Consider the following 18,988-nt stretch of genomic DNA (forward strand, 5'->3'; position numbering starts at 1 on the left):
GTATTATTCGCTTTTTTCTGCTGTAGTCGATTCTTCCTTTTCAACAGCCTCCTTCACGTCATTCTTTACTTTATCTAAACTCTCTTCTTTATCTTTTTTCTTTTCAGTTGCTTCCTTATCTTTCTTCTTCTCAGCCTCTTCACTATCGGAAGTGCCGTTAGTAAAAGCATCATAAGTGGTCTGTGTTTTAAACGGACGCTTACCAATTAAGCCTTCAAGGTCAGATTGGAAAATAATTTCTCGCTTTAGTAACTCCTTCGCAAGGATCTCAAGTTCTTTCTTTTTCGAAAGAAGCAGCTTCTTCGTTCGTTGGTAAGCCACGTCAATCAGTGCTTTCACTTCTTTATCAATCAGCTCAGCAGTTGCATCAGAGTACGGCTTTGTGAAGTTGTAATCAGATTGTTTTGAATCATAGAAAGAAACATTCCCAATCTTGTCGTTCATACCATAAACGGTTACAATGCTGTAAGCGAGCTTGGTAATTCGCTCAAGATCACTCAAGGCGCCAGTAGAAATCTTCCCGAAGATGATGTCTTCAGCAACTCTACCTCCAAGTGCCATGCACATTTCGTCCATAAGCTGCTCGGTTTGATAAAGGAATTGCTCTTTTGGAAGGTACTGAGCATAGCCCAATGCGGCAACACCACGGGGTACAATACTCACCTTCACCAAAGGATCGGCGTGCTCGAGGAACCAGCCAGCTACCGCATGACCAGCTTCGTGATATGCTACAATTTTCTTCTCTTCCGGAGATATAATCTTGTTTTTCTTCTCAAGGCCACCGATGACACGATCTATGGCATCCTGGAAGTCAATCATGTCTACTTTAGACTTATCCTTTCTAGCTGCGATCAATGCCGCTTCATTACAAACATTTGCAATTTCTGCTCCAGCAAAACCAGGCGTTTGAGCGGCTAATTTCTTAGTATCTACATCCTTAGAAAGTTGTATAGGCTTAATGTGAACTTTAAAGATCGCTTCACGACCAACAATGTCTGGCTTGTCAATGCTGATTTGACGATCAAATCGTCCAGGTCTCAATAGTGCAGAATCCAAAACATCTGGTCTGTTAGTTGCTGCTAGAATGATTACGCCCGCATCTGTAGAGAATCCATCCATTTCTACCAAAAGCGAGTTCAACGTATTTTCACGTTCATCATTCGAACCTGGCATTTGCCCTCTGCCTCTAGATCGTCCAATCGCATCAATCTCATCAATAAATACAATACATGGAGCCTTCTCTTTTGCCTGCTTAAATAAATCTCGAACTCTGGCAGCACCTACACCAACAAACATTTCCACAAAGTCCGATCCAGACAATGTGAAGAACGGCACGGCCGCTTCTCCAGCTACTGCCTTTGCTAATAAGGTTTTACCAGTTCCTGGAGGGCCTACAAGTAGTGCGCCTTTAGGAATCTTACCGCCAAGCTTGGTGAATTTCCCTGGGTTCTTTAAAAATTCAACAATCTCACGAATTTCTTCTTTGGCTTCTTCCAAGCCTGCAGCATCCGAAAAAGTGATCTTAACTTTGTTTTCCGCGTCAAACAATGAAGCTCTTGATTTTCCGATATTGAAAATCTGTCCACCAGGGCCACCGCCTCCAGTCATTCTTCTCATCAAGAACCAAAATCCAAAAATCAGGAGAATCAAGAATCCCCAATTGAAGAAGATGCTTGTGTAGTCTCCTCTATCTTCAATTTTGTAATCAAATCTTTGATCTTCAGGAACATCTTCCATTAATTCCTCAAAGTCTCTGACAAACTTTTCGATACTAACTATTTCAACCTTATAATGTGGGCCAGTCCCACTATCTAATATGCTGCGATTCTGCTCAAGCTCAATTTTGTATTTAGTATTACTAAGTGCTTCCGGCTTTAACGTGATTTCGATGAAATCTTGATTTTTAATCAGCACTACTTTTTGCACATCATTGGACTTCACCATTTTTTCAAATGAACGATAGGTCGTGGTAACCGCTCCACTATCATTTGAAAATACCGTAAGACCAATAACAAGGGCTAGTAGTCCTCCTATTAGCCATCCCTGAAAGCCAGGCCTTGGTTTTGGTGCATCTTTTCTTTTCTTATCGGGCATTCTTTTGTTCCTCCTGTAAAATTTTCTGTTATGGTAAAACGAGGTGACTAGTTATTAGTTCTCTTCAACACGGGTAATTTTCGCATCACCCCAAAGCTCCTCTATTCCGTAAAATGTTCTCTTCTCTTTATTAAAGACATGAGCAACCACGTCTACATAATCTAATAATATCCATTCTTTGTTTTGTCGGCCTTCTCTTTTCCATGGATTTTGTTTCGACCTTTTATGTATTTGCTCTTCTATTGAGTCAGATATCGCATCAATTTGTGTGTCCGAATTTCCGCTACAAATAATAAAATAGTCAGCAATCGCATGTTTCACCTGTCGCAAATCCATGATCACAACATCGATGGCTTTCTTGTCTAACATCCCTTCCACGACCCACTCACTTAGCACTTCCGAGTTGATATCTTTACTTACCTGCTGATTCACTAATAGTTTACAATTAATTTTGCCGCAAAGTTACATTAATTCTATTGCATAAAATCTTTGCCAAACCCTTATTCTTAGGTAAAAAAGTTGTTTTTCTGCCACAATGTCACTCAACCAATGATGAGTTGGTACAGATGACACGTAATTTCAATGAACCTGAAGGTACTTTGGTATATACCAATGAGCAGCAAAGTGGTAAAGGTCAGCGTGGAAACATTTGGACTGCAGAGCCTGGAAAGAATATCCTGATGTCCTTATTGCTACGACCCAAGTTTCTCCCTCCAGCAAATCAATTTAACCTGAATCTAATCACTGGGTTAGCCATCGTTGATACATTGAAAGAATTCTTAAGTGGGAATATCTTTTTAAAGTGGCCCAACGATGTATACATTAATGAGAAAAAAATAGCAGGAGTGTTAATTGAGAATAACTTAAGGGGAGCTACGCTTGAATCATCAGTTGTGGGAATCGGACTTAATGTAAACCAAAAAGGCTTTGAAATGTCTACTGCAACTTCCTTAGCCATGGAATCAAGTAAAGATTTTGAGCGGGAAGATATTCTTGAAAAGTTGCTTTGCAATATTGAAAAATGGTACCTAAAGCTTAAAGCCGGAAAAACCGAAGAAATACTCAATGACTATCACGACTTGTTGATGTGGAGGGGTGAAAAAAGAATATTTAAGTCAGAACGGGGAGAGTTTGAAGGTGAAATAATAGGGATAGATCATTTAGGAAGGCTAGCTGTTGAACAAGATGGCAACTTAAAATATTTTGGAATAAAAGAGATTCAATTTATTGGATAGAACAGATAACGTAAAAAGTTGTGTGATATAGATAAAAAATTCTAGTTTAGTACGCTTAATTTTTTATCACATTAATCACAATTTTTTATGAAACTCACTAAAATTATTTTTGCGCTTTCACTACTCTTAATCACCTTTTCATGTGCTGAGGAAGATTTGAATTCAGATCTTGGTATTGTAAATCCTGAGGCAGAGTCATTTCCAAGCTATGATGCATCAGGGGATATTGAAATCAGAGTGTGGTATAATGAAAGCTCCGGATTGGAACATGCGCCTAGTGTTACTGTTGACGTTGATCCGGAATTTGTTCTTGTTGGGGGTGGCGCTTGGGTGAAAAATGCTTCTTATGGTGCATACATTACTGAAAGCAGCCCTTCAACCAATAAACGCACTTGGACAGCTCGCTCTAAAGATCATTTGACCTCAGATACTCACAGTATTGTAGCTTATGCAGTAGGAATGAGGGTAAATGGCCTTACAAGATCCCAATTGGCAAGTCATGTTATATTAAAAGAAGAAACTACTCCAACAGCTGCAAGTCATCCCTCTGAAACAGTTTCTGTTAGCAACGCATATCACTTAGTAGGTGGTGGTGTAAAAGTACACTGGAGTGGCTCAGGCAACATGGTTACTTCTTCTTACCCAAGTGGTAATACCTGGAAAGTGTCCTCAAAAGATCACATCAAAGGAAGTCAAGCGAAGATTACCGCATATGCCATTGGATTGAAAAAAAGTATCCCTGGTTTTGGAAATATTGTAAGACATTTACCATCACCTCAAAGTTCATACGTCAGCACAGGTGTTGATACAGAGCGATCAAATGTTCCTTATGGCTATGTGACTACTTGTGCAGGTGCGAGAACTACATTTAGTGGGTCTGGAAGAATGCTAATGGGCTACAGACCAGATTTCAGAAATGCTGATTATACCGAATCAAAGTCGAAAGATCATGCTAGTGCTTCCTCAGGAAGATTGTATAATTATATTATTGCAGTTAAAAAGCAACAATCGAACTAATTCTTCATAAGCAATTTATTTTTTAACCCCACCCGATTAAGGTGGGGTTTCTTATTTAGCCATTTTAAAACTTACCTTTGCACTCCGAAAAAATGAAAAATCAATACGAGAACTATATAAATAATGAGCGTAACTACGGAAAAATTTAAAGTAAAAGACATAGCCTTAGCAGATTGGGGAAGAAAGGAAATAGAACTGGCAGAAGCAGAAATGCCTGGCCTAATGGCCCTTCGGGAAGAGTATGGTAAAGAGAAGCCGCTAGCCGGAGCTCGAATCGCAGGCTGTCTTCACATGACTATTCAGACTGCAGTTCTAATAGAAACTCTTGTAGAATTAGGTGCTGATGTAACATGGTCTTCATGTAATATATTCTCAACCCAAGATCATGCTGCCGCTGCAATTGCTAAAACTGGAGTTCCGGTTTATGCTTGGAAAGGTATGAATGACGAAGAATTTGATTGGTGTATTGAGCAAACAATCTTTGCGTTTGAAGATGGAAAGCCATTGAATATGATCCTTGATGATGGTGGAGATTTAACCAATATGGTTTTAGACAAATATCCGGAATTGGTGAAAGACATTAAAGGGCTTTCTGAAGAAACAACCACTGGTGTACACAGACTTTACGAAAGAATGAAGAATGGCACATTGCCAATGCCGGCAATCAATGTCAATGATTCTGTTACAAAGTCGAAGTTCGATAATAAATATGGTTGTAAAGAATCTTTAGTTGATGCGATCAGGAGAGCTACAGATGTAATGCTTGCAGGTAAAGTAGCTGTTGTAGCAGGATATGGTGATGTTGGCAAAGGTTCTGCGGCTTCATTGAGAGGTGCGGGTGTACGAGTGATCGTTACAGAAATCGACCCAATATGTGCGCTTCAAGCTGCCATGGATGGTTTTGAAGTAAAGAAAATGTCAGACTCTGTCTCTCGAGCCGATATAGTTGTAACCGCTACCGGAAACAAGGATATCATAAAAGGAGAGCACTTTGAGAAAATGAAAGACAAAGTGATAGTTTGTAACATTGGTCACTTCGACAATGAAATAGACATGGCTTGGTTGAAAAAGAATCATGGTGGTTCTCACATTGAGATCAAACCGCAAGTAGATCTATATAATGTGAACGGAAGCGATATCATCGTTTTGGCTGAAGGAAGATTGGTTAACCTTGGCTGTGCTACAGGTCACCCATCTTTTGTAATGTCAAATTCATTTACGAACCAAACACTGGCCCAAATAGAACTTTGGAAGAATCATGAAAACTACGACAATGCAGTTTATATGCTTCCAAAACATCTTGATGAAAAAGTAGCAGCACTTCACTTATCTAAGATAGGGGTGGAATTGGACACTTTATCTAAAGATCAAGCTGATTACATTGGAGTTGAAGTGGCAGGTCCATTCAAGCCAGAATATTACAGATACTAGAGAACTATAGATTCTTGATTTAAAGGATTCTTCCATTTGGGAGAATCCTTTTTTTATCTCCAATAGCTACAATCTGACTGAATGGCAGAGTTTATGAGCTGGCAGGATTTTGGATAATACCTACTTGACCCTAATCAAATGTTGAGTGTCAGGTACTGAACAATCACATTGAAAAGCGGTTACTAAGTTGAAATCTCTAAAAAGAATTCACTTATTTAGAACAAATCTAAATCAATAGCGTATATTGATGTACATACATGTAAATTGAAGCAGAAATGACCAATCAAGTAGATACTCCAGTAAAAAGATCATATTCCGAATCAAAAAAAGTACAGGTGTTTGATGGGGAATTTATGCCTCATGTAGACTCAATGTACAACTTTGCATATAGACTAACCTTCGATGAAGATGATGCTAAAGATTTAGTTCAAGACACATATATGAAGGCATTTCGCTTCATAAACTCTTTTCAGGAAGGAACCAATGCCAAGGCTTGGTTATACAGAATCTTGAAAAATAGCTTCATCAACGACTATAGAAAGAAAAGCAAGCAACCTTCCAAAGTAGATTATCAGGAGGTAGAGCAGTTTTATAATTCTGAAGATACTCCGAGCAATGCTACGGTAGACCTGAGAATGGAAACCACCAAGGATATGATTGGTGATGAGATCAGCAATGCTCTTAACTCATTAGCAGTTGATTTTAGAACAGTAGTCATATTATGTGACCTTGAAGGATTCACATATGAAGAAATGGCGAAGATTTTGGACATTCCAATAGGAACTGTTAGGTCCAGACTGCACAGAGCCAGAAACTTGTTAAGAGAGAAGCTGGGATCGTACGCATTATCTATGGGATACAATTAATCTGAACTTTTTTCAGAGTCTCGCCATTCCATACTAATACAAAAATAACATTCCAGAAATGTCAGATTGTCCCGATTGTGGTTGTAGTGATTTTGATAAGTGCTTGAGGATATTAAATCTCATGCTGGATAATGAAGCCACACCTGTTCAGGAAGAGTTTTTTCATTCCCATATAGAAAAATGTATGGTCTGCTTTGCTCACTACAATGTTGAAAAACAGATAAGGCAACTTCTAAAAACCAAGATGAACAACAAATCTGTCCCTAATGCACTCGCAAATGAAATTCGGGGTAAGATTGTGAGGTGATCATTTTAACTTCGCCGGATGGAAGGAAAAGCTATCATATTTTCTGCTCCGTCTGGAGCCGGTAAGACGACCATAGTACATAGTCTGCTGGATAGAATTCCGAATCTTCGCTTCTCTATTTCTGCGACCACACGTCCAAAGCGCCCGACTGAAATTGACGGTCGTGATTATTATTTTCTTTCCTTAAATGACTTTATATCTAAAAAGGAATCAGAAGAACTTCTGGAGTGGGAAGAGGTATATCAAGACACCTTTTACGGTACTCTTAAAAGTGAGGTTCAACGAATTTGGGCGGATGGAAACCATGTGATTTTTGATGTGGATGTAAAAGGAGGCATACGCTTAAAGAAAATACTGGGAGATCAAGCCATTTCTATTTTTGTAAAGGTGAAAAGTAAAGATGTATTACGTGATCGATTGCAAATGCGAAATACAGAAAGCGAAGAAGTTCTCAAAATGCGTATTAGTAAAGCTTCGGAGGAGATGAAGGAAGAGGTTCATTTTGATCAAGTAGTTCTTAATGAACACTTGGATGAAGCGATCAATGAAGCAGAGAGAATTGTAAAATCATTTACTGCTGAATAAGATGAAAATAGGATTATTTTTTGGATCATTCAATCCAATTCATACGGGGCACATGATCATAGCAAGCCTGGTGCAAGAAACCACTGATGTAGATGAAGTATGGTTTATCGTAAGTCCGCAAAATCCATTTAAGAAAAACAAGAATCTCCTCCATGAGTTCGATCGGCTTGATATGGTTAATGCCGCTATAGGAGATGATTATAAATTTAGATCTAGTGACATTGAATTCAATATGCCGCGCCCTAGCTACACCATCGATACCCTGACACTGCTCCAGGAAAAATATCCAGACAAAAAGTTTAAGTTGATCATTGGAGAGGATAACCTTGAGTCTTTCCCAAAATGGAAAAACCATGATAAGATATTGGAGCACTTTGGGTTAATCGTCTACCCTAGGCCACATTCCAAGCAAAGCGAACTATCAAATTCAGAACAGGTAAAAATGATTGAAGCTCCCGAAGTAGACATATCAGCCACATTGATTCGAAAGCTCGTGAAAGACGAAAAATCAATTAAATATTTGGTGCCAGATTCTGTGGCTCAAATGATACATCATAAGGGGTATTTCAAAGACTAGAATCGAATAGCACTCGGAATTGGTGAATGAGTTCAGTATTGTACTTAAAGTCAAACTAGTTTATACAGTCATAATATCCTTCTCCTTACTCTCTACAAGCGCATCAATCTTAGCGCTATATGTATCGGTAAGTTTCTGTACATCCTCTTCAGAACTCTTAATTAAGTCTTCAGAAACTCCGTCCAATTTTTTCAAGGAATCGTTCGTATCTTTTCTCGCATTTCGAATACTTACTTTCCCTTTCTCGGCCTCAGCCTTCACCTGTTTCATTAGCTGAAGTCGTCTCTCCTCAGTTAGGGGCGGTATGTTAATGCGAATTTGCTCACCATCATTCTGAGGATTGAATCCGAGATTACTATTAATGATGGCTCGCTCAATCTCTTGAAGCATTGTTTTTTCCCATGGCTTGACACTCAGAGTTCTTGCGTCAGGAGTAGTTACACCAGCCACTTGGTTTAGGGGTGTCATAGTTCCATAATATTCCACCTCAACTCCATCAAGCATGTTTGGCATTGCTTTTCCCGCTCTTATTTTCGCAAACTCATCAAGCGTGTGCTGTATAGCACTTTCCATCATTTCTTTAGCAGTATCTAGATATATCTCAATTTCTTCCATAAGTGAAAATTATAAATAATCAATTAATCAGGGTTCCTACTTCCTCGCCAGCCACAATTTTCTGAAGGTTTCCTTTCTGGTTCATATCAAAAACGATAATTGGTAAATTATTCTCCTGGCAGAGAGTAAATGCCGTCATATCCATAATATTCAAATTCTTTTCATAAGCCTCCTGAAACGAAATTTTCGAATAACGCTCAGCATTGGGATTCTTTTCAGGATCTTCAGAATACACACCATCAACACGCGTACCTTTCAAAACAACATCCGCTTCTATTTCAATAGCTCGCAAGCTAGCCGTAGAGTCAGTTGTGAAATAAGGATTTCCAATTCCCGCTCCAAATATGACCACTCTACCTTTTTCCAAATGCCTAATTGCACGTCTCCGAATAAATGGCTCACATACTTGCTCCATCTTTAATCCGGACATTAAACGAGTATACATGCCATGTTTCTCAAACATACTCTGTAACGCCATGGCATTTATGACTGTAGCAAGCATACCCATGTAGTCGCCCTGTACTCGGTCGATGCCAGAAGCTTCTGCTTCGACTCCTCGAAATATGTTACCACCACCGATCACAACTGCTACCTCAACACCTTCATTAACCACATTCTTAATGTCTTCAGCATATTGAGTTAAGCGATTCGAGTCAATACCGTGCTGTTGATCACCCATTAATGCTTCACCGCTTAATTTTAGTAGTATTCGTTTGTAGGTCATTTTGTGGTTTTATGTCTTAAGAAATCGTGCAAATATATATCCGTACCCTTGAAATTATTCGAATGAAATCAAGACTTGATTTTTTTCTACATTCTCTTTTTCTGAGACATGTATTTTACTAACCTTACCTTCACCAGGCGACTTAATTACATTTTCCATTTTCATTGCCTCAAGTACCAGTAGCTGATCGCCTTGGCTCACTTCAGCTCCTTCTGTCACAATAATATTTAAGATAGACCCAGGCATAGGAGCTTTTACATCCTTCACGGCCGTACTCGCAGCCACATTCATCCCTAGTTTGTCTAAAATCTGATCAATGTGATCGGTAACGTTGACATTCATAAGATGATCATTCACTTTTAGGGTAATTTCTTTCCCCGACGAGTCGACAACCTCCACGCGAAAAATCTTATTCTCTTTATATACTTTATATAAGTGTGTATCTATTTTGACAATCTCACCTTCAAAGGACTGATCATTTATAAAGAGTTCGTCCTTCTTTCTCGAAACCTTGATTTTATTACCGTCATCGACCTTTACTTCTATCATTAGAATTGCGTTTTGATATTAAGAAGTCCAAAAATATGGATACTACTGTGCATTAAAAATTAAACCTGTTTTTTAAGCCAACCAACAGTTGAATCATAGCACAACATTCGAGGATTTCACAAAAAAACATTGGATGGAGGCAAAATAGTTTTTTTATATAAAAATGAAAATTTGATTAGTTGAAAAAACCGTATACTTTTGCAATCCTTTTTCTGGAAAGCATCTGGAAAAAGACGTTCTTAAAAGTAATTAAAACTAGGGGAGATACTCAAGCGGCCAACGAGGACAGACTGTAAATCTGTTGGTGTATTCCTTCGCAGGTTCGAATCCTGCTCTCCCCACCATTTTTGAAATGCCAAATTTCAAAACCAGACTTCAGAACTGCTTGTTTGGTCATTTGTCATTTGAAATTTTAAAACAAGCGGGTGTAGCTCAGTTGGTAGAGCGACAGCCTTCCAAGCTGTAGGTCGCGGGTTCGAGCCTCGTCACCCGCTCAAATCCCTGAAATTATCAGGGTCTTTGAGCTCTTTGGTTCAAAATTCCGGACTTAAGAGTTTAGAATTAGCCGATGTAGCTCAGGGGTAGAGCGTTTCCTTGGTAAGGAAGAGGTCAGGGGTTCAAATCCCCTCATTGGCTCTTGTGCAAGGAATTAGTATTAGAAAATAGAGTAATAACAATAAATTAAACAAACGAGGATTATCAAGCATGGCTAAAGAAACCTTTGATCGTTCGAAACCACACGTAAATATTGGTACAATCGGACACGTTGACCATGGTAAAACAACTTTAACTGCTGCCATTTCAGCTGTATTAGCTGGAAAAGGACTTGCAGACATAAAAGACTTTTCTGCGATCGACAACGCACCAGAAGAGAAAGAAAGAGGTATTACCATTAATACTTCACACATTGAGTATCAGACTGAAAAACGTCACTATGCTCACGTAGACTGCCCTGGTCACGCGGATTATGTAAAAAACATGGTAACTGGAGCAGCCCAGATGGATGGAGCTATCATTGTGGTAGCAGCAACCGACGGACCAATGCCTCAGACTAGAGAGCACATCCTTCTTTCAAGACAGGTAGGTGTTCCAGCGCTAGTTGTATTCATGAACAAAGTTGATTTAGTAGATGATCCTGAACTTCTTGAGCTAGTAGAAATGGAGATCAGAGAGTTACTTTCTGATTATGATTTCCCAGGGGATGACATTCCGGTAATTCAAGGGTCTGCACTTGGTGGACTTAATGGTGATGCCAAATGGGTAGGAAAAATTGAAGAGCTTATGGATGCAGTGGATGAGTACATCCCACTTCCAGAAAGAGCTATAGATAAAGATTTCTTGATGCCAGTTGAGGATGTATTCTCAATTACGGGTCGAGGAACTGTTGCTACTGGTAGAATTGAAAGAGGAGTAATCAACTCTGGAGATGCAGTAGATATCATTGGTATGGGTGCTGAAGATCTTAAGTCTACAATTACAGGAGTAGAAATGTTCCGTAAGATTCTGGACAGAGGTGAAGCTGGAGATAACGTTGGTCTACTTTTGAGAGGTATTGAAAAAGACCAAATCAAAAGAGGAATGATTATCTGCAAGCCAGGTTCAGTAACTCCTCACGCTAAGTTCAAAGCAGAGGTTTACGTTCTATCAAAAGAAGAAGGTGGACGTCACACTCCATTCTTCAATAAGTACAGACCTCAGTTCTACTTGAGAACTACAGATGTAACAGGTGAAATTATGCTTCCTGAAAACGTAGAAATGGTTATGCCAGGTGATAACGTTACTATCGAAGTGAACTTGATTAACCCGGTTGCACTAGAAAAAGGATTGCGATTTGCGATCAGAGAAGGTGGACGAACTGTAGGTTCTGGTCAGGTAACTGAAATTCTTGATTAATAAATAGTTATCCCGACATACGTAAGTAGGTCGGGATTTGTTTATACAAACTGATTACTCTAAATTTGCAGTCCTTTTGGGACTGCTTGTTTTTTACGGGTGTAGCTCAATTGGTAGAGTAGTGGTCTCCAAAACCATTGGTTGGGGGTTCGAGTCCCTCCTCCCGTGCTAAAAATGAAGGAAAATTATGTCTAAAGTTATCACATTTTTCAAAGATTCGTACGACGAATTGACACATAAGGTGTCATGGCCGAAGTATGGTGATTTGCAAAATAGCGCCATCTTGGTGCTCGTAGCATCGTTGATTTTTGCGCTCATGATTGGAGCTATAGACTATGCCTTCGAGAATTTAATGGAATTTATTTATCAGGAACTATAATACGTACGGGACAGGATGGAGCATAAGTGGTACGTAGTTAGAGCCGTTAGCGGCAAGGAAAAGAAAGTCAAAGAAGCCATTGAAAATGAAGTGGTACGACAAGAATTGGCTGACTATATTCCTCAGGTACTTATTCCTTCGGAAAAAGTATATGAGATGCGTAATGGCAAAAAAAGAGTAAGAGAAAGAAATTTTTTTCCAGGGTATGTATTGATCCAAGCCGACTTCTCCAATGGCGAGGTTCAACATCTGGTTACGAATAAAGAGTTAATTCCGAATGTGATCGGCTTTCTAGGATCAACCGGAAGTAGCACTACAAAAGATCCAATTCCTTTAAGGCAAGCTGAGGTTAATAGAATCCTTGGAAAAGTCGACGAGGTTGAGGAATATGAAGAGAAGCTTGATACCCCATTCATAGTGGGTGAAAGTGTGAAAGTGATGGACGGTCCCTTTAGTGGCTTCACAGGTACAGTAGAGGAGGTATTTGAGGATCGTAAGAAGCTTAATGTTACGGTTAAGATTTTTGGCAGAAATACACCTGTCGAATTGAATTATATACAGGTAGAAAAAGAAGATTAATAAGTTAAAAAATGGCTAAAGAAATATCAGGCTATTTGAAATTGCAGATTCGTGGAGGAGCGGCTAACCCCTCACCTCCAGTTGGGCCGGCACTTGGTGCGAAAGGTCTGAATATCATGGACTTCTGTAAGCAATTTAACGCTCGAACTCAGGATAAGCCAGGTCAACTGCTTCCCGTTCTAGTGACAATTTTTGCTGATAAGTCTTTTGAGTTTGTAATAAAGACACCTCCAGCAGCTTCGCTTATAATGGAAGCCGCTAAGTTGAAAAAAGGATCTTCCGAGCCAAACCGTGTGAAGGTGGGTTCAGTATCATGGGATCAGGTCAAAACAATTGCGGAGACTAAGATGCCAGATTTGAATGCATTCAGTATAGAGTCTGCTATGAAAGTAGTAGCTGGTACTGCGAGAAGCATGGGCGTGAAAATTTCAGGTAAAGCCCCTTGGGCAAATTAATATTTGGTAATGGGAAAGCTTACAAAAAATCAAAAGAAAGCTCAAGAACTGTTAGAGGTTGGGAAAGAGTATTCTTTGGAAGAAGCTTCAAAACTTGTGAAGGAAATTACCTTCACCAAGTTTGACTCTTCAATAGATATCGACATTCGACTAGGTGTTGATCCAAAGAAAGCTGACCAAATGGTTCGTGGAGTAGTATCTCTACCTCACGGAGTAGGTAAAGATGTGAGAGTATTGGTGCTATGCACACCTGATAAAGAGCAAGAAGCGAAAGATGCTGGTGCTGATCATGTAGGATTGGATGATTACGTTAAAAAGATTGAAGGAGGATGGACGGATATTGACGTTATCATAACTATGCCGACTGTGATGGCACAAGTAGGAAAGCTCGGGAGAGTACTTGGACCAAGAGGATTGATGCCCAATCCAAAGTCAGGAACTGTGACAATGGATATTGGACAGGCAGTAAAAGAAGTAAAAGCTGGAAAAATTGACTTTAAAGTTGATAAGTTCGGAATCATCCACACAAGTGTGGGCAAAGTGTCATTCGAAGCAGATAAAATCAAAGACAATGCGCTTGAAATGATTCAGACGGTATCAAAATTGAAGCCTGCCTCTGCAAAAGGGACATACTTCAGGTCGATTACACTCTCTAGTACTATGAGTAGTGGGATAGCAATTGATAAAAGTAGCATAACAAACATATAAGAGTTATGACACGAGAAGACAAAGCACAATTAATAAGTGACCTTACAGCAAAGCTTAAGGAAACAGATCATTTCTATATAGCTGATACTTCAGGTCTCTCAGTAGCTGAGATCAATAAGTTCAGAGAAATGTGCTTCAACAAAGGAGTAGAGTATAAGCTTGTTAAAAACACGCTTATTAAGAAAGCCCTTGAAAATGTGGATGGAGATTTTTCGTCATTAGACGAAGTGTTGAAGGGTACGTCTGGCATTATGTTCGTTAACGAAGTTGCCAACGCTCCTGCGAAAATCATTAAAGACTTCAAGAAAGAAGATGCTAATGACAGACCAAAATTCAAGGCTGCTTCCATAGACTCGGATTTATTTATTGGCGAAGATCAACTTGGAGCACTTGCTAGCTTGAAATCTAAGCAAGAGCTTATTGGAGAGATCGTCACACTATTGCAATCGCCTGCTAAGAATGTACTTACTCTACTTCAGAGTGGAGAGCACAAACTTGCCGGTATTGTTAAAACACTTTCAGAACGAGAGAATTAAAAATTTTTAAACAGAATTAACACTTAATAAAATGGCGGATTTAAAAGAATTTGCAGAGCAACTAGTTAACCTTTCAGTGAAAGAGGTAAACGAATTAGCTAACATCCTTAAAGATGAGTACGGAATTGAGCCAGCTGCAGCAGCAGGACCAGTAATGGTTGCTGGTGGTGGCGGAGCTGAAGGCGGAGCTGAAGAAGAAAAATCTTCTTTCGACGTGATCCTTAAGTCTCCAGGTGGCGCAAAACTTGCTATCGTTAAGTTGGTGAAAGAACTTACTGGACTAGGACTTAAAGAAGCAAAAGAGCTTGTTGATGGTGCTCCTAAGGCAGTGAAAGAAGGAATCGCTAAGGACGAAGCAGAAGCATTGAAAAAGCAGCTTGAAGAAGCTGGTGCTGAAGTAGAATTAAAGTAATTAGCACATAATACCAAAGGTTTAGGCCTGGCTCCCTCCCGAAATTTTCGGGATTAGGGATCAGGTCTTTTCCTGTTTGTATATAATGCTAATTCCCTGTTCATTTTTAAAAACTAAAACTCCGTAAGCTTTGGCTAACAACAATAACACGAGAATAAATTTCTCTTCAATAAAATCAGTTATTGATTATCCGGATTTTCTGGATGTACAATTAAAGTCATTTGTTGACTTTTTCCAGCTTGACACACCTGCCGAAAGGAAGGAAGGCGAAGGCCTTTATAAAGTGTTCATGGAAAACTTCCCAATCACGGATTCGCGAGAAAATTTCGTATTGGAATTTGTAGATTATACAGTGGACCCTCCAAAGTATAGCATTCAAGAATGCATCGAAAGAGGATTGACTTACTCTGTTCCACTAAAAGCTAAACTTCGTCTACTTTGCAACGACGAAGAAAATGAAGATTTTGAAACGATTGAGCAAGAAGTATTTTTGGGTAATATCCCATATATGACAGAGAAAGGCTCCTTCGTGATTAATGGTGCTGAGCGTGTAATAGTTTCGCAGCTACACAGGTCGCCAGGTGTGTTCTTCGCCCAAAGCAAGCATACAAATGGCACCCTTCTGTATAGTGCCAGAATTATTCCTTTCAAGGGATCCTGGATCGAATTTGCTACAGATGTGAACAACGTGATGTATGCGTATATCGATCGAAAGAAGAAATTCCCTATTACAACATTGCTTAGATCTATCGGATACGGGTCTGATAAAGAAATTCTTGACCTCTTTGGACTGTCTGAAGAAATCGAAGCAACTGAAAAGGATCTTAAGAAAGTCATAGATAGAAGACTTGCCGCAAGGGTACTTAGGACCTGGACGGAGGATTTTGTGGATGAAGATACTGGAGAGGTAGTTTCTATTGATAGAAATGAAGTAGTACTTGAGCGTGATAGCATTATCACAGAAGACGATATTCAAACAATTATCGATTCTGGATCAAAGTCAATCATCGTTCACAGAAAAGATGTGAATATCGCCGAATACTCAATCGTCTATAATACACTTCAGAAAGACAACTCTAACTCTGAAAAAGAAGCAGTTGAGCAGATTTATCGTCAGTTGAGAAATACGGAGGCTCCTGATGAACAAACTGCACGTGATATTATCACCAGCCTATTCTTCTCAGATAAAAGATATGATCTTGGTGAAGTGGGAAGATACAGAATCAACAAGAAATTAGGTATCGATACGGATTGGGATCGAAGAGTATTAACAACTGAGGATATTATCCTAATAGTAAAATACTTGATCGGACTAATCAACAGTAAAGCAGTGGTTGATGATATCGATCACTTGAGTAACAGAAGGGTAAGAACGGTAGGAGAGCAGCTTTACTCACAATTCGGAGTTGGTTTGGCTAGAATGGCTAGAACCATCCGTGAGCGAATGAACGTTCGAGACAATGAAGACTTCAAGCCTGTTGATCTAATCAACGCACGAACATTGTCTTCAGTAATCAACTCATTCTTTGGAACGAATCAGCTATCTCAGTTCATGGATCAAACGAATCCACTTGCTGAGGTTACGCATAAGAGAAGGATGTCCGCACTAGGACCAGGCGGTCTTTCAAGAGAAAGAGCTGGTTTTGAGGTTCGTGATGTTCACTACACACACTACGGTAGACTTTGTACTATTGAAACCCCAGAGGGACCAAACATTGGTTTGATTTCCTCCCTATGTGTTCACGCTAAAGTGAACCAGATGGGATTCATCGAAACTCCTTACAGAGAAGTAGGAAAGGGTACTGTAGATATGTCTGGTAATGTAAAGTACTTGACAGCAGAAGAAGAAGATACCCACAACATCGCACAGGCCAATGCGCCATTGTCAGATAAGGGTAAATTCTTAAATGATAAGATTAAAGCAAGATTTGAAGGTGACTTCCCACTTTGTAGCGAAGACGAAGTTAGCTACATGGACGTTGCACCTAACCAGATTGTGTCGGTTGCAGCATCTATGATTCCTTTCCTTGAGCACGATGATGCGAATAGGGCATTGATGGGATCAAACATGCAGCGTCAAGCAGTTCCTTTGATGAGACCACAAGCTCCTATTGTGGGCACAGGTCTGGAAGAAAGAGTAGCACTTGACTCAAGAGCATTGATCAGAGCAGAAAGAGATGGAATAATCGAATATGTTGATGCGAATAAGATCACTGTAAAGTATGATTTAAATGCTGACGAGCAGGTTATTACGTTCAACGACTCTGTTGTAACATATGATCTTGTTAAGTTTAGAAGAACAAACCAGGATACCTGCATTAACTTGAAGCCAATCGTTCAGAAAGGCGATAAAGTAAAACAAGGACAAGCACTGTGCGATGGTTTTGCAACTGAAAAGGGAGAGCTTGCACTCGGTATCAACATGCAGGTTGCTTTCATGCCATGGCAAGGATACAACTTTGAGGATGCGATTGTAATTTCTGAGCGAGTAGTTCGTGAGGATATCTTTACGTCTATCCACATTGATGAGTTCGAACTTGAAGTAAGAGATACTAAAAGAGGAGAAGAGGAACTTACTAGTGAGATTCCAAATGTTTCGGAAGAGGCTGTCAAAAACCTTGATGAAAATGGAATTATTAGAACTGGAGCGGAAATAAAGGAAGGAGATATCTTAATTGGTAAGATTACACCTAAAGGAGAGTCTGATCCAACACCGGAAGAAAAACTTCTTAGGGCCATCTTTGGAGATAAAGCAGGTGATGTAAAAGATGCTTCATTGAAAGCTTCTCCATCATTAAAAGGTGTAGTAATTGATACCAAACTTTTCTCAAGACCTAAGAAGGATAAAGATGTAAGAGCGAGAGCTAAGAAAGAAGTTGAATTACTTAAAAACAGGTATAGCCAGCAATTATCTGAAGCTCGAGCATTAATGCTGGATAAGATTGCACAGCTTATTGAGGGTAAAACTTGTCAGGGAATCAAACATAAGTTTGGTGAAGAAGTGATGAGCAAAGGGGTTAAGTTTTCGAAAAAGAATATCGAAGCGAACTTATTCCCACCTAAGAATAAGTACAGAGATGAGAGTAACTACAATGTGCCGGAAGAGGCAAACTTGATCTCTGATTTAATTATCGAAAATTGGGTAACTGATGATAAGATCAATGACGCAATATTCATGTTGATCAAAAACTACATGGGTTACCGAAATGATATTTCAGGACATTTCAAGAGAGAAAGATTCACACTAGAAGTAGGAGACGAGTTGCCGGCTGGTATCGTTCAGCTTGCTAAAGTTTATGTAGCTAAGAAACGTAAGCTTCAGGTAGGAGATAAGATGGCCGGTCGTCACGGTAACAAGGGGGTTGTAGCGAAAATTGTACGTGAAGAAGATATGCCATTCATGGAAGATGGAACTCCTGTAGATATCGTATTGAATCCACTGGGTGTACCTTCAAGGATGAACATTGGTCAGATCTATGAGACTGTACTTGGATGGGCAGGATTGAAGCTAGATAGAAAGTACGCCACTCCAATTTTCGATGGTGCTTCTGAGGAAGAAGTCCAGAACGAATTGAAAGAGGCAGGTCTGCCAAACTTTGGTAGAACCTATCTATACGATGGACTTTCTGGTGAGAGATTCGATCAACCAGTAACTGTTGGTGTGATTTACATGCTGAAACTAGGTCACTTGGTAGATGATAAGATGCACGCAAGAAGTATCGGACCATACTCGCTTATTACCCAGCAGCCGCTTGGTGGTAAGGCACAGTTTGGAGGTCAGCGTTTCGGAGAGATGGAGGTATGGGCATTGGAGGCATTTGGTGCAGCCAACGTTCTACAAGAAATCCTTACTATCAAATCCGATGATGTAATTGGTAGAGCAAAAGCTTATGAAGCAATCGTTAAAGGCGAGAACATGAATAAGCCAAACATTCCTGAATCATTCAATGTATTAATACATGAATTGAGAGGACTGGCTCTTGAAATTACTTTGGACTAATTAATTATTGACAATCATTCTCCCGA

The 18,988-nt window shown here is 39.6% G+C and carries 19 protein-coding genes and 4 tRNA genes; 18 read left to right on the top strand and 5 right to left on the bottom strand.

Annotated elements, in window-relative coordinates:
• Positions 1–3 precede the first annotated feature (3 nt).
• Together ftsH and rsfS are read right to left on the bottom strand one after the other, a co-directional pair.
• On the bottom strand, positions 4–2,094 hold the full coding sequence (gene ftsH, locus ACL8WY_RS13470; protein WP_436515282.1) for an ATP-dependent zinc metalloprotease FtsH: 2,091 nt from the start codon (positions 2,092–2,094) through the stop codon (positions 4–6).
• 54 nt (positions 2,095–2,148) lie between these two features.
• Entirely contained in the window at positions 2,149–2,526 is a 378-nt protein-coding gene (rsfS, locus tag ACL8WY_RS13475) for a ribosome silencing factor (RefSeq protein ID WP_436515283.1), read from the bottom strand.
• 44 nt (positions 2,527–2,570) lie between these two features.
• On the opposite strand from rsfS, the gene ACL8WY_RS13480 reads away from it, so the two are divergent.
• The 6 genes from ACL8WY_RS13480 (at position 2,571) to nadD (ending at position 8,112) form a co-directional block, all read left to right on the top strand.
• Positions 2,571–3,329 (top strand): biotin--[acetyl-CoA-carboxylase] ligase, encoded by a 759-nt coding sequence (locus tag ACL8WY_RS13480; RefSeq protein ID WP_436515284.1) that lies wholly within the window; start codon positions 2,571–2,573, stop codon positions 3,327–3,329.
• 87 nt (positions 3,330–3,416) lie between these two features.
• Complete coding sequence (locus ACL8WY_RS13485) at positions 3,417–4,346, top strand: hypothetical protein (RefSeq protein WP_436515285.1); 930 nt, start codon at positions 3,417–3,419, stop codon at positions 4,344–4,346.
• A gap of 123 nt (positions 4,347–4,469) precedes the next feature.
• Entirely contained in the window at positions 4,470–5,777 is a 1,308-nt protein-coding gene (gene ahcY, locus ACL8WY_RS13490; RefSeq protein ID WP_436515286.1) for an adenosylhomocysteinase, read from the top strand.
• 275 nt (positions 5,778–6,052) lie between these two features.
• A complete protein-coding gene (locus ACL8WY_RS13495; RefSeq protein ID WP_436515287.1) occupies positions 6,053–6,643 on the top strand; it encodes a sigma-70 family RNA polymerase sigma factor in 591 nt (196 codons plus the stop codon).
• Between the two features lie 325 nt (positions 6,644–6,968).
• Positions 6,969–7,535 carry a guanylate kinase gene (gmk, locus tag ACL8WY_RS13500; protein WP_436515288.1) on the top strand — a complete coding sequence of 189 codons (567 nt, stop codon included), beginning with the start codon at positions 6,969–6,971 and terminating at the stop codon, positions 7,533–7,535.
• 1 nt (position 7,536) lies between these two features.
• Positions 7,537–8,112, top strand: a complete 576-nt coding sequence (gene nadD / locus ACL8WY_RS13505; RefSeq protein ID WP_436515289.1) for a nicotinate (nicotinamide) nucleotide adenylyltransferase — start codon at positions 7,537–7,539, stop codon at positions 8,110–8,112.
• Between the two features lie 60 nt (positions 8,113–8,172).
• Here the strand turns inward: nadD and frr are convergent, their stop codons facing one another.
• From frr to ACL8WY_RS13520, 3 genes are read right to left on the bottom strand one after another with little or no spacing between them, the layout of a single operon-like run.
• Complete coding sequence (gene frr / locus ACL8WY_RS13510) at positions 8,173–8,727, bottom strand: ribosome recycling factor (RefSeq protein ID WP_436515290.1); 555 nt, start codon at positions 8,725–8,727, stop codon at positions 8,173–8,175.
• Between the two features lie 19 nt (positions 8,728–8,746).
• Positions 8,747–9,451, bottom strand: a complete 705-nt coding sequence (pyrH, locus tag ACL8WY_RS13515; RefSeq protein ID WP_436515291.1) for a UMP kinase — start codon at positions 9,449–9,451, stop codon at positions 8,747–8,749.
• 54 nt (positions 9,452–9,505) lie between these two features.
• On the bottom strand, positions 9,506–10,000 hold the full coding sequence (locus tag ACL8WY_RS13520) for an acetyl-CoA carboxylase biotin carboxyl carrier protein subunit (protein WP_436515292.1): 495 nt from the start codon (positions 9,998–10,000) through the stop codon (positions 9,506–9,508).
• Between the two features lie 258 nt (positions 10,001–10,258).
• Between ACL8WY_RS13520 and ACL8WY_RS13525 the strand changes: the two genes are divergently transcribed.
• The 12 genes from ACL8WY_RS13525 (at position 10,259) to rpoB (ending at position 18,962) form a co-directional block, all read left to right on the top strand.
• Positions 10,259–10,344, top strand: a tRNA-Tyr gene (locus ACL8WY_RS13525).
• A gap of 77 nt (positions 10,345–10,421) precedes the next feature.
• Positions 10,422–10,494 (top strand) — tRNA-Gly (locus ACL8WY_RS13530).
• 70 nt (positions 10,495–10,564) lie between these two features.
• Positions 10,565–10,636, top strand: a tRNA-Thr gene (locus ACL8WY_RS13535).
• A 69-nt stretch (positions 10,637–10,705) separates the two neighbouring features.
• Positions 10,706–11,893, top strand: a complete 1,188-nt coding sequence (gene tuf / locus ACL8WY_RS13540; RefSeq protein WP_436515293.1) for an elongation factor Tu — start codon at positions 10,706–10,708, stop codon at positions 11,891–11,893.
• Positions 11,894–11,988: 95 nt separating this feature from the next.
• Positions 11,989–12,061 (top strand) — tRNA-Trp (locus ACL8WY_RS13545).
• A gap of 19 nt (positions 12,062–12,080) precedes the next feature.
• Complete coding sequence (gene secE, locus ACL8WY_RS13550) at positions 12,081–12,272, top strand: preprotein translocase subunit SecE (RefSeq protein WP_348280412.1); 192 nt, start codon at positions 12,081–12,083, stop codon at positions 12,270–12,272.
• Between the two features lie 15 nt (positions 12,273–12,287).
• On the top strand, positions 12,288–12,851 hold the full coding sequence (gene nusG, locus ACL8WY_RS13555) for a transcription termination/antitermination protein NusG (RefSeq protein ID WP_436515294.1): 564 nt from the start codon (positions 12,288–12,290) through the stop codon (positions 12,849–12,851).
• A gap of 11 nt (positions 12,852–12,862) precedes the next feature.
• Positions 12,863–13,306: a 50S ribosomal protein L11 gene (rplK, locus tag ACL8WY_RS13560; RefSeq protein ID WP_436515295.1), complete on the top strand. Its 444-nt coding sequence runs from the start codon at positions 12,863–12,865 to the stop codon at positions 13,304–13,306.
• Between the two features lie 9 nt (positions 13,307–13,315).
• A complete protein-coding gene (gene rplA / locus ACL8WY_RS13565; RefSeq protein ID WP_436515296.1) occupies positions 13,316–14,014 on the top strand; it encodes a 50S ribosomal protein L1 in 699 nt (232 codons plus the stop codon).
• 5 nt (positions 14,015–14,019) lie between these two features.
• Positions 14,020–14,550: a 50S ribosomal protein L10 gene (rplJ, locus tag ACL8WY_RS13570; RefSeq protein WP_436515297.1), complete on the top strand. Its 531-nt coding sequence runs from the start codon at positions 14,020–14,022 to the stop codon at positions 14,548–14,550.
• Between the two features lie 31 nt (positions 14,551–14,581).
• The gene (gene rplL / locus ACL8WY_RS13575; RefSeq protein ID WP_348283884.1) at positions 14,582–14,962 is read left to right on the top strand and encodes a 50S ribosomal protein L7/L12; all 381 of its coding nucleotides are present in this window, start codon (positions 14,582–14,584) and stop codon (positions 14,960–14,962) included.
• A gap of 130 nt (positions 14,963–15,092) precedes the next feature.
• On the top strand, positions 15,093–18,962 hold the full coding sequence (gene rpoB / locus ACL8WY_RS13580) for a DNA-directed RNA polymerase subunit beta (RefSeq protein ID WP_436515298.1): 3,870 nt from the start codon (positions 15,093–15,095) through the stop codon (positions 18,960–18,962).
• The last annotated feature ends 26 nt before the right edge of the window (positions 18,963–18,988 follow it).

It is taken from the genome of Ekhidna algicida (assembly GCF_051379705.1).
Lineage (GTDB): Bacteria > Bacteroidota > Bacteroidia > Cytophagales > Cyclobacteriaceae > Ekhidna.

What these genes read in the sequence shown, in the direction of transcription:
- ACL8WY_RS13495 (WP_436515287.1), top strand. Translation starts at nt 6,053, where the DNA reads ATGACCAATCAAGTAGATACTCCAGTAAAAAGATCATATTCCGAATCA.
- frr (WP_436515290.1), bottom strand. Translation starts at nt 8,727, where the DNA reads ATGGAAGAAATTGAGATATATCTAGATACTGCTAAAGAAATGATGGAA.
- ACL8WY_RS13485 (WP_436515285.1), top strand. Translation starts at nt 3,417, where the DNA reads ATGAAACTCACTAAAATTATTTTTGCGCTTTCACTACTCTTAATCACC.
- rplK (WP_436515295.1), top strand. Translation starts at nt 12,863, where the DNA reads ATGGCTAAAGAAATATCAGGCTATTTGAAATTGCAGATTCGTGGAGGA.
- tuf (WP_436515293.1), top strand. Translation starts at nt 10,706, where the DNA reads ATGGCTAAAGAAACCTTTGATCGTTCGAAACCACACGTAAATATTGGT.
- gmk (WP_436515288.1), top strand. Translation starts at nt 6,969, where the DNA reads ATGGAAGGAAAAGCTATCATATTTTCTGCTCCGTCTGGAGCCGGTAAG.
- ftsH (WP_436515282.1), bottom strand. Translation starts at nt 2,094, where the DNA reads ATGCCCGATAAGAAAAGAAAAGATGCACCAAAACCAAGGCCTGGCTTT.
- rplJ (WP_436515297.1), top strand. Translation starts at nt 14,020, where the DNA reads ATGACACGAGAAGACAAAGCACAATTAATAAGTGACCTTACAGCAAAG.
- nadD (WP_436515289.1), top strand. Translation starts at nt 7,537, where the DNA reads ATGAAAATAGGATTATTTTTTGGATCATTCAATCCAATTCATACGGGG.
- rplA (WP_436515296.1), top strand. Translation starts at nt 13,316, where the DNA reads ATGGGAAAGCTTACAAAAAATCAAAAGAAAGCTCAAGAACTGTTAGAG.
- rplL (WP_348283884.1), top strand. Translation starts at nt 14,582, where the DNA reads ATGGCGGATTTAAAAGAATTTGCAGAGCAACTAGTTAACCTTTCAGTG.
- ACL8WY_RS13520 (WP_436515292.1), bottom strand. Translation starts at nt 10,000, where the DNA reads ATGATAGAAGTAAAGGTCGATGACGGTAATAAAATCAAGGTTTCGAGA.
- secE (WP_348280412.1), top strand. Translation starts at nt 12,081, where the DNA reads ATGTCTAAAGTTATCACATTTTTCAAAGATTCGTACGACGAATTGACA.
- nusG (WP_436515294.1), top strand. Translation starts at nt 12,288, where the DNA reads ATGGAGCATAAGTGGTACGTAGTTAGAGCCGTTAGCGGCAAGGAAAAG.
- pyrH (WP_436515291.1), bottom strand. Translation starts at nt 9,451, where the DNA reads ATGACCTACAAACGAATACTACTAAAATTAAGCGGTGAAGCATTAATG.
- ahcY (WP_436515286.1), top strand. Translation starts at nt 4,470, where the DNA reads ATGAGCGTAACTACGGAAAAATTTAAAGTAAAAGACATAGCCTTAGCA.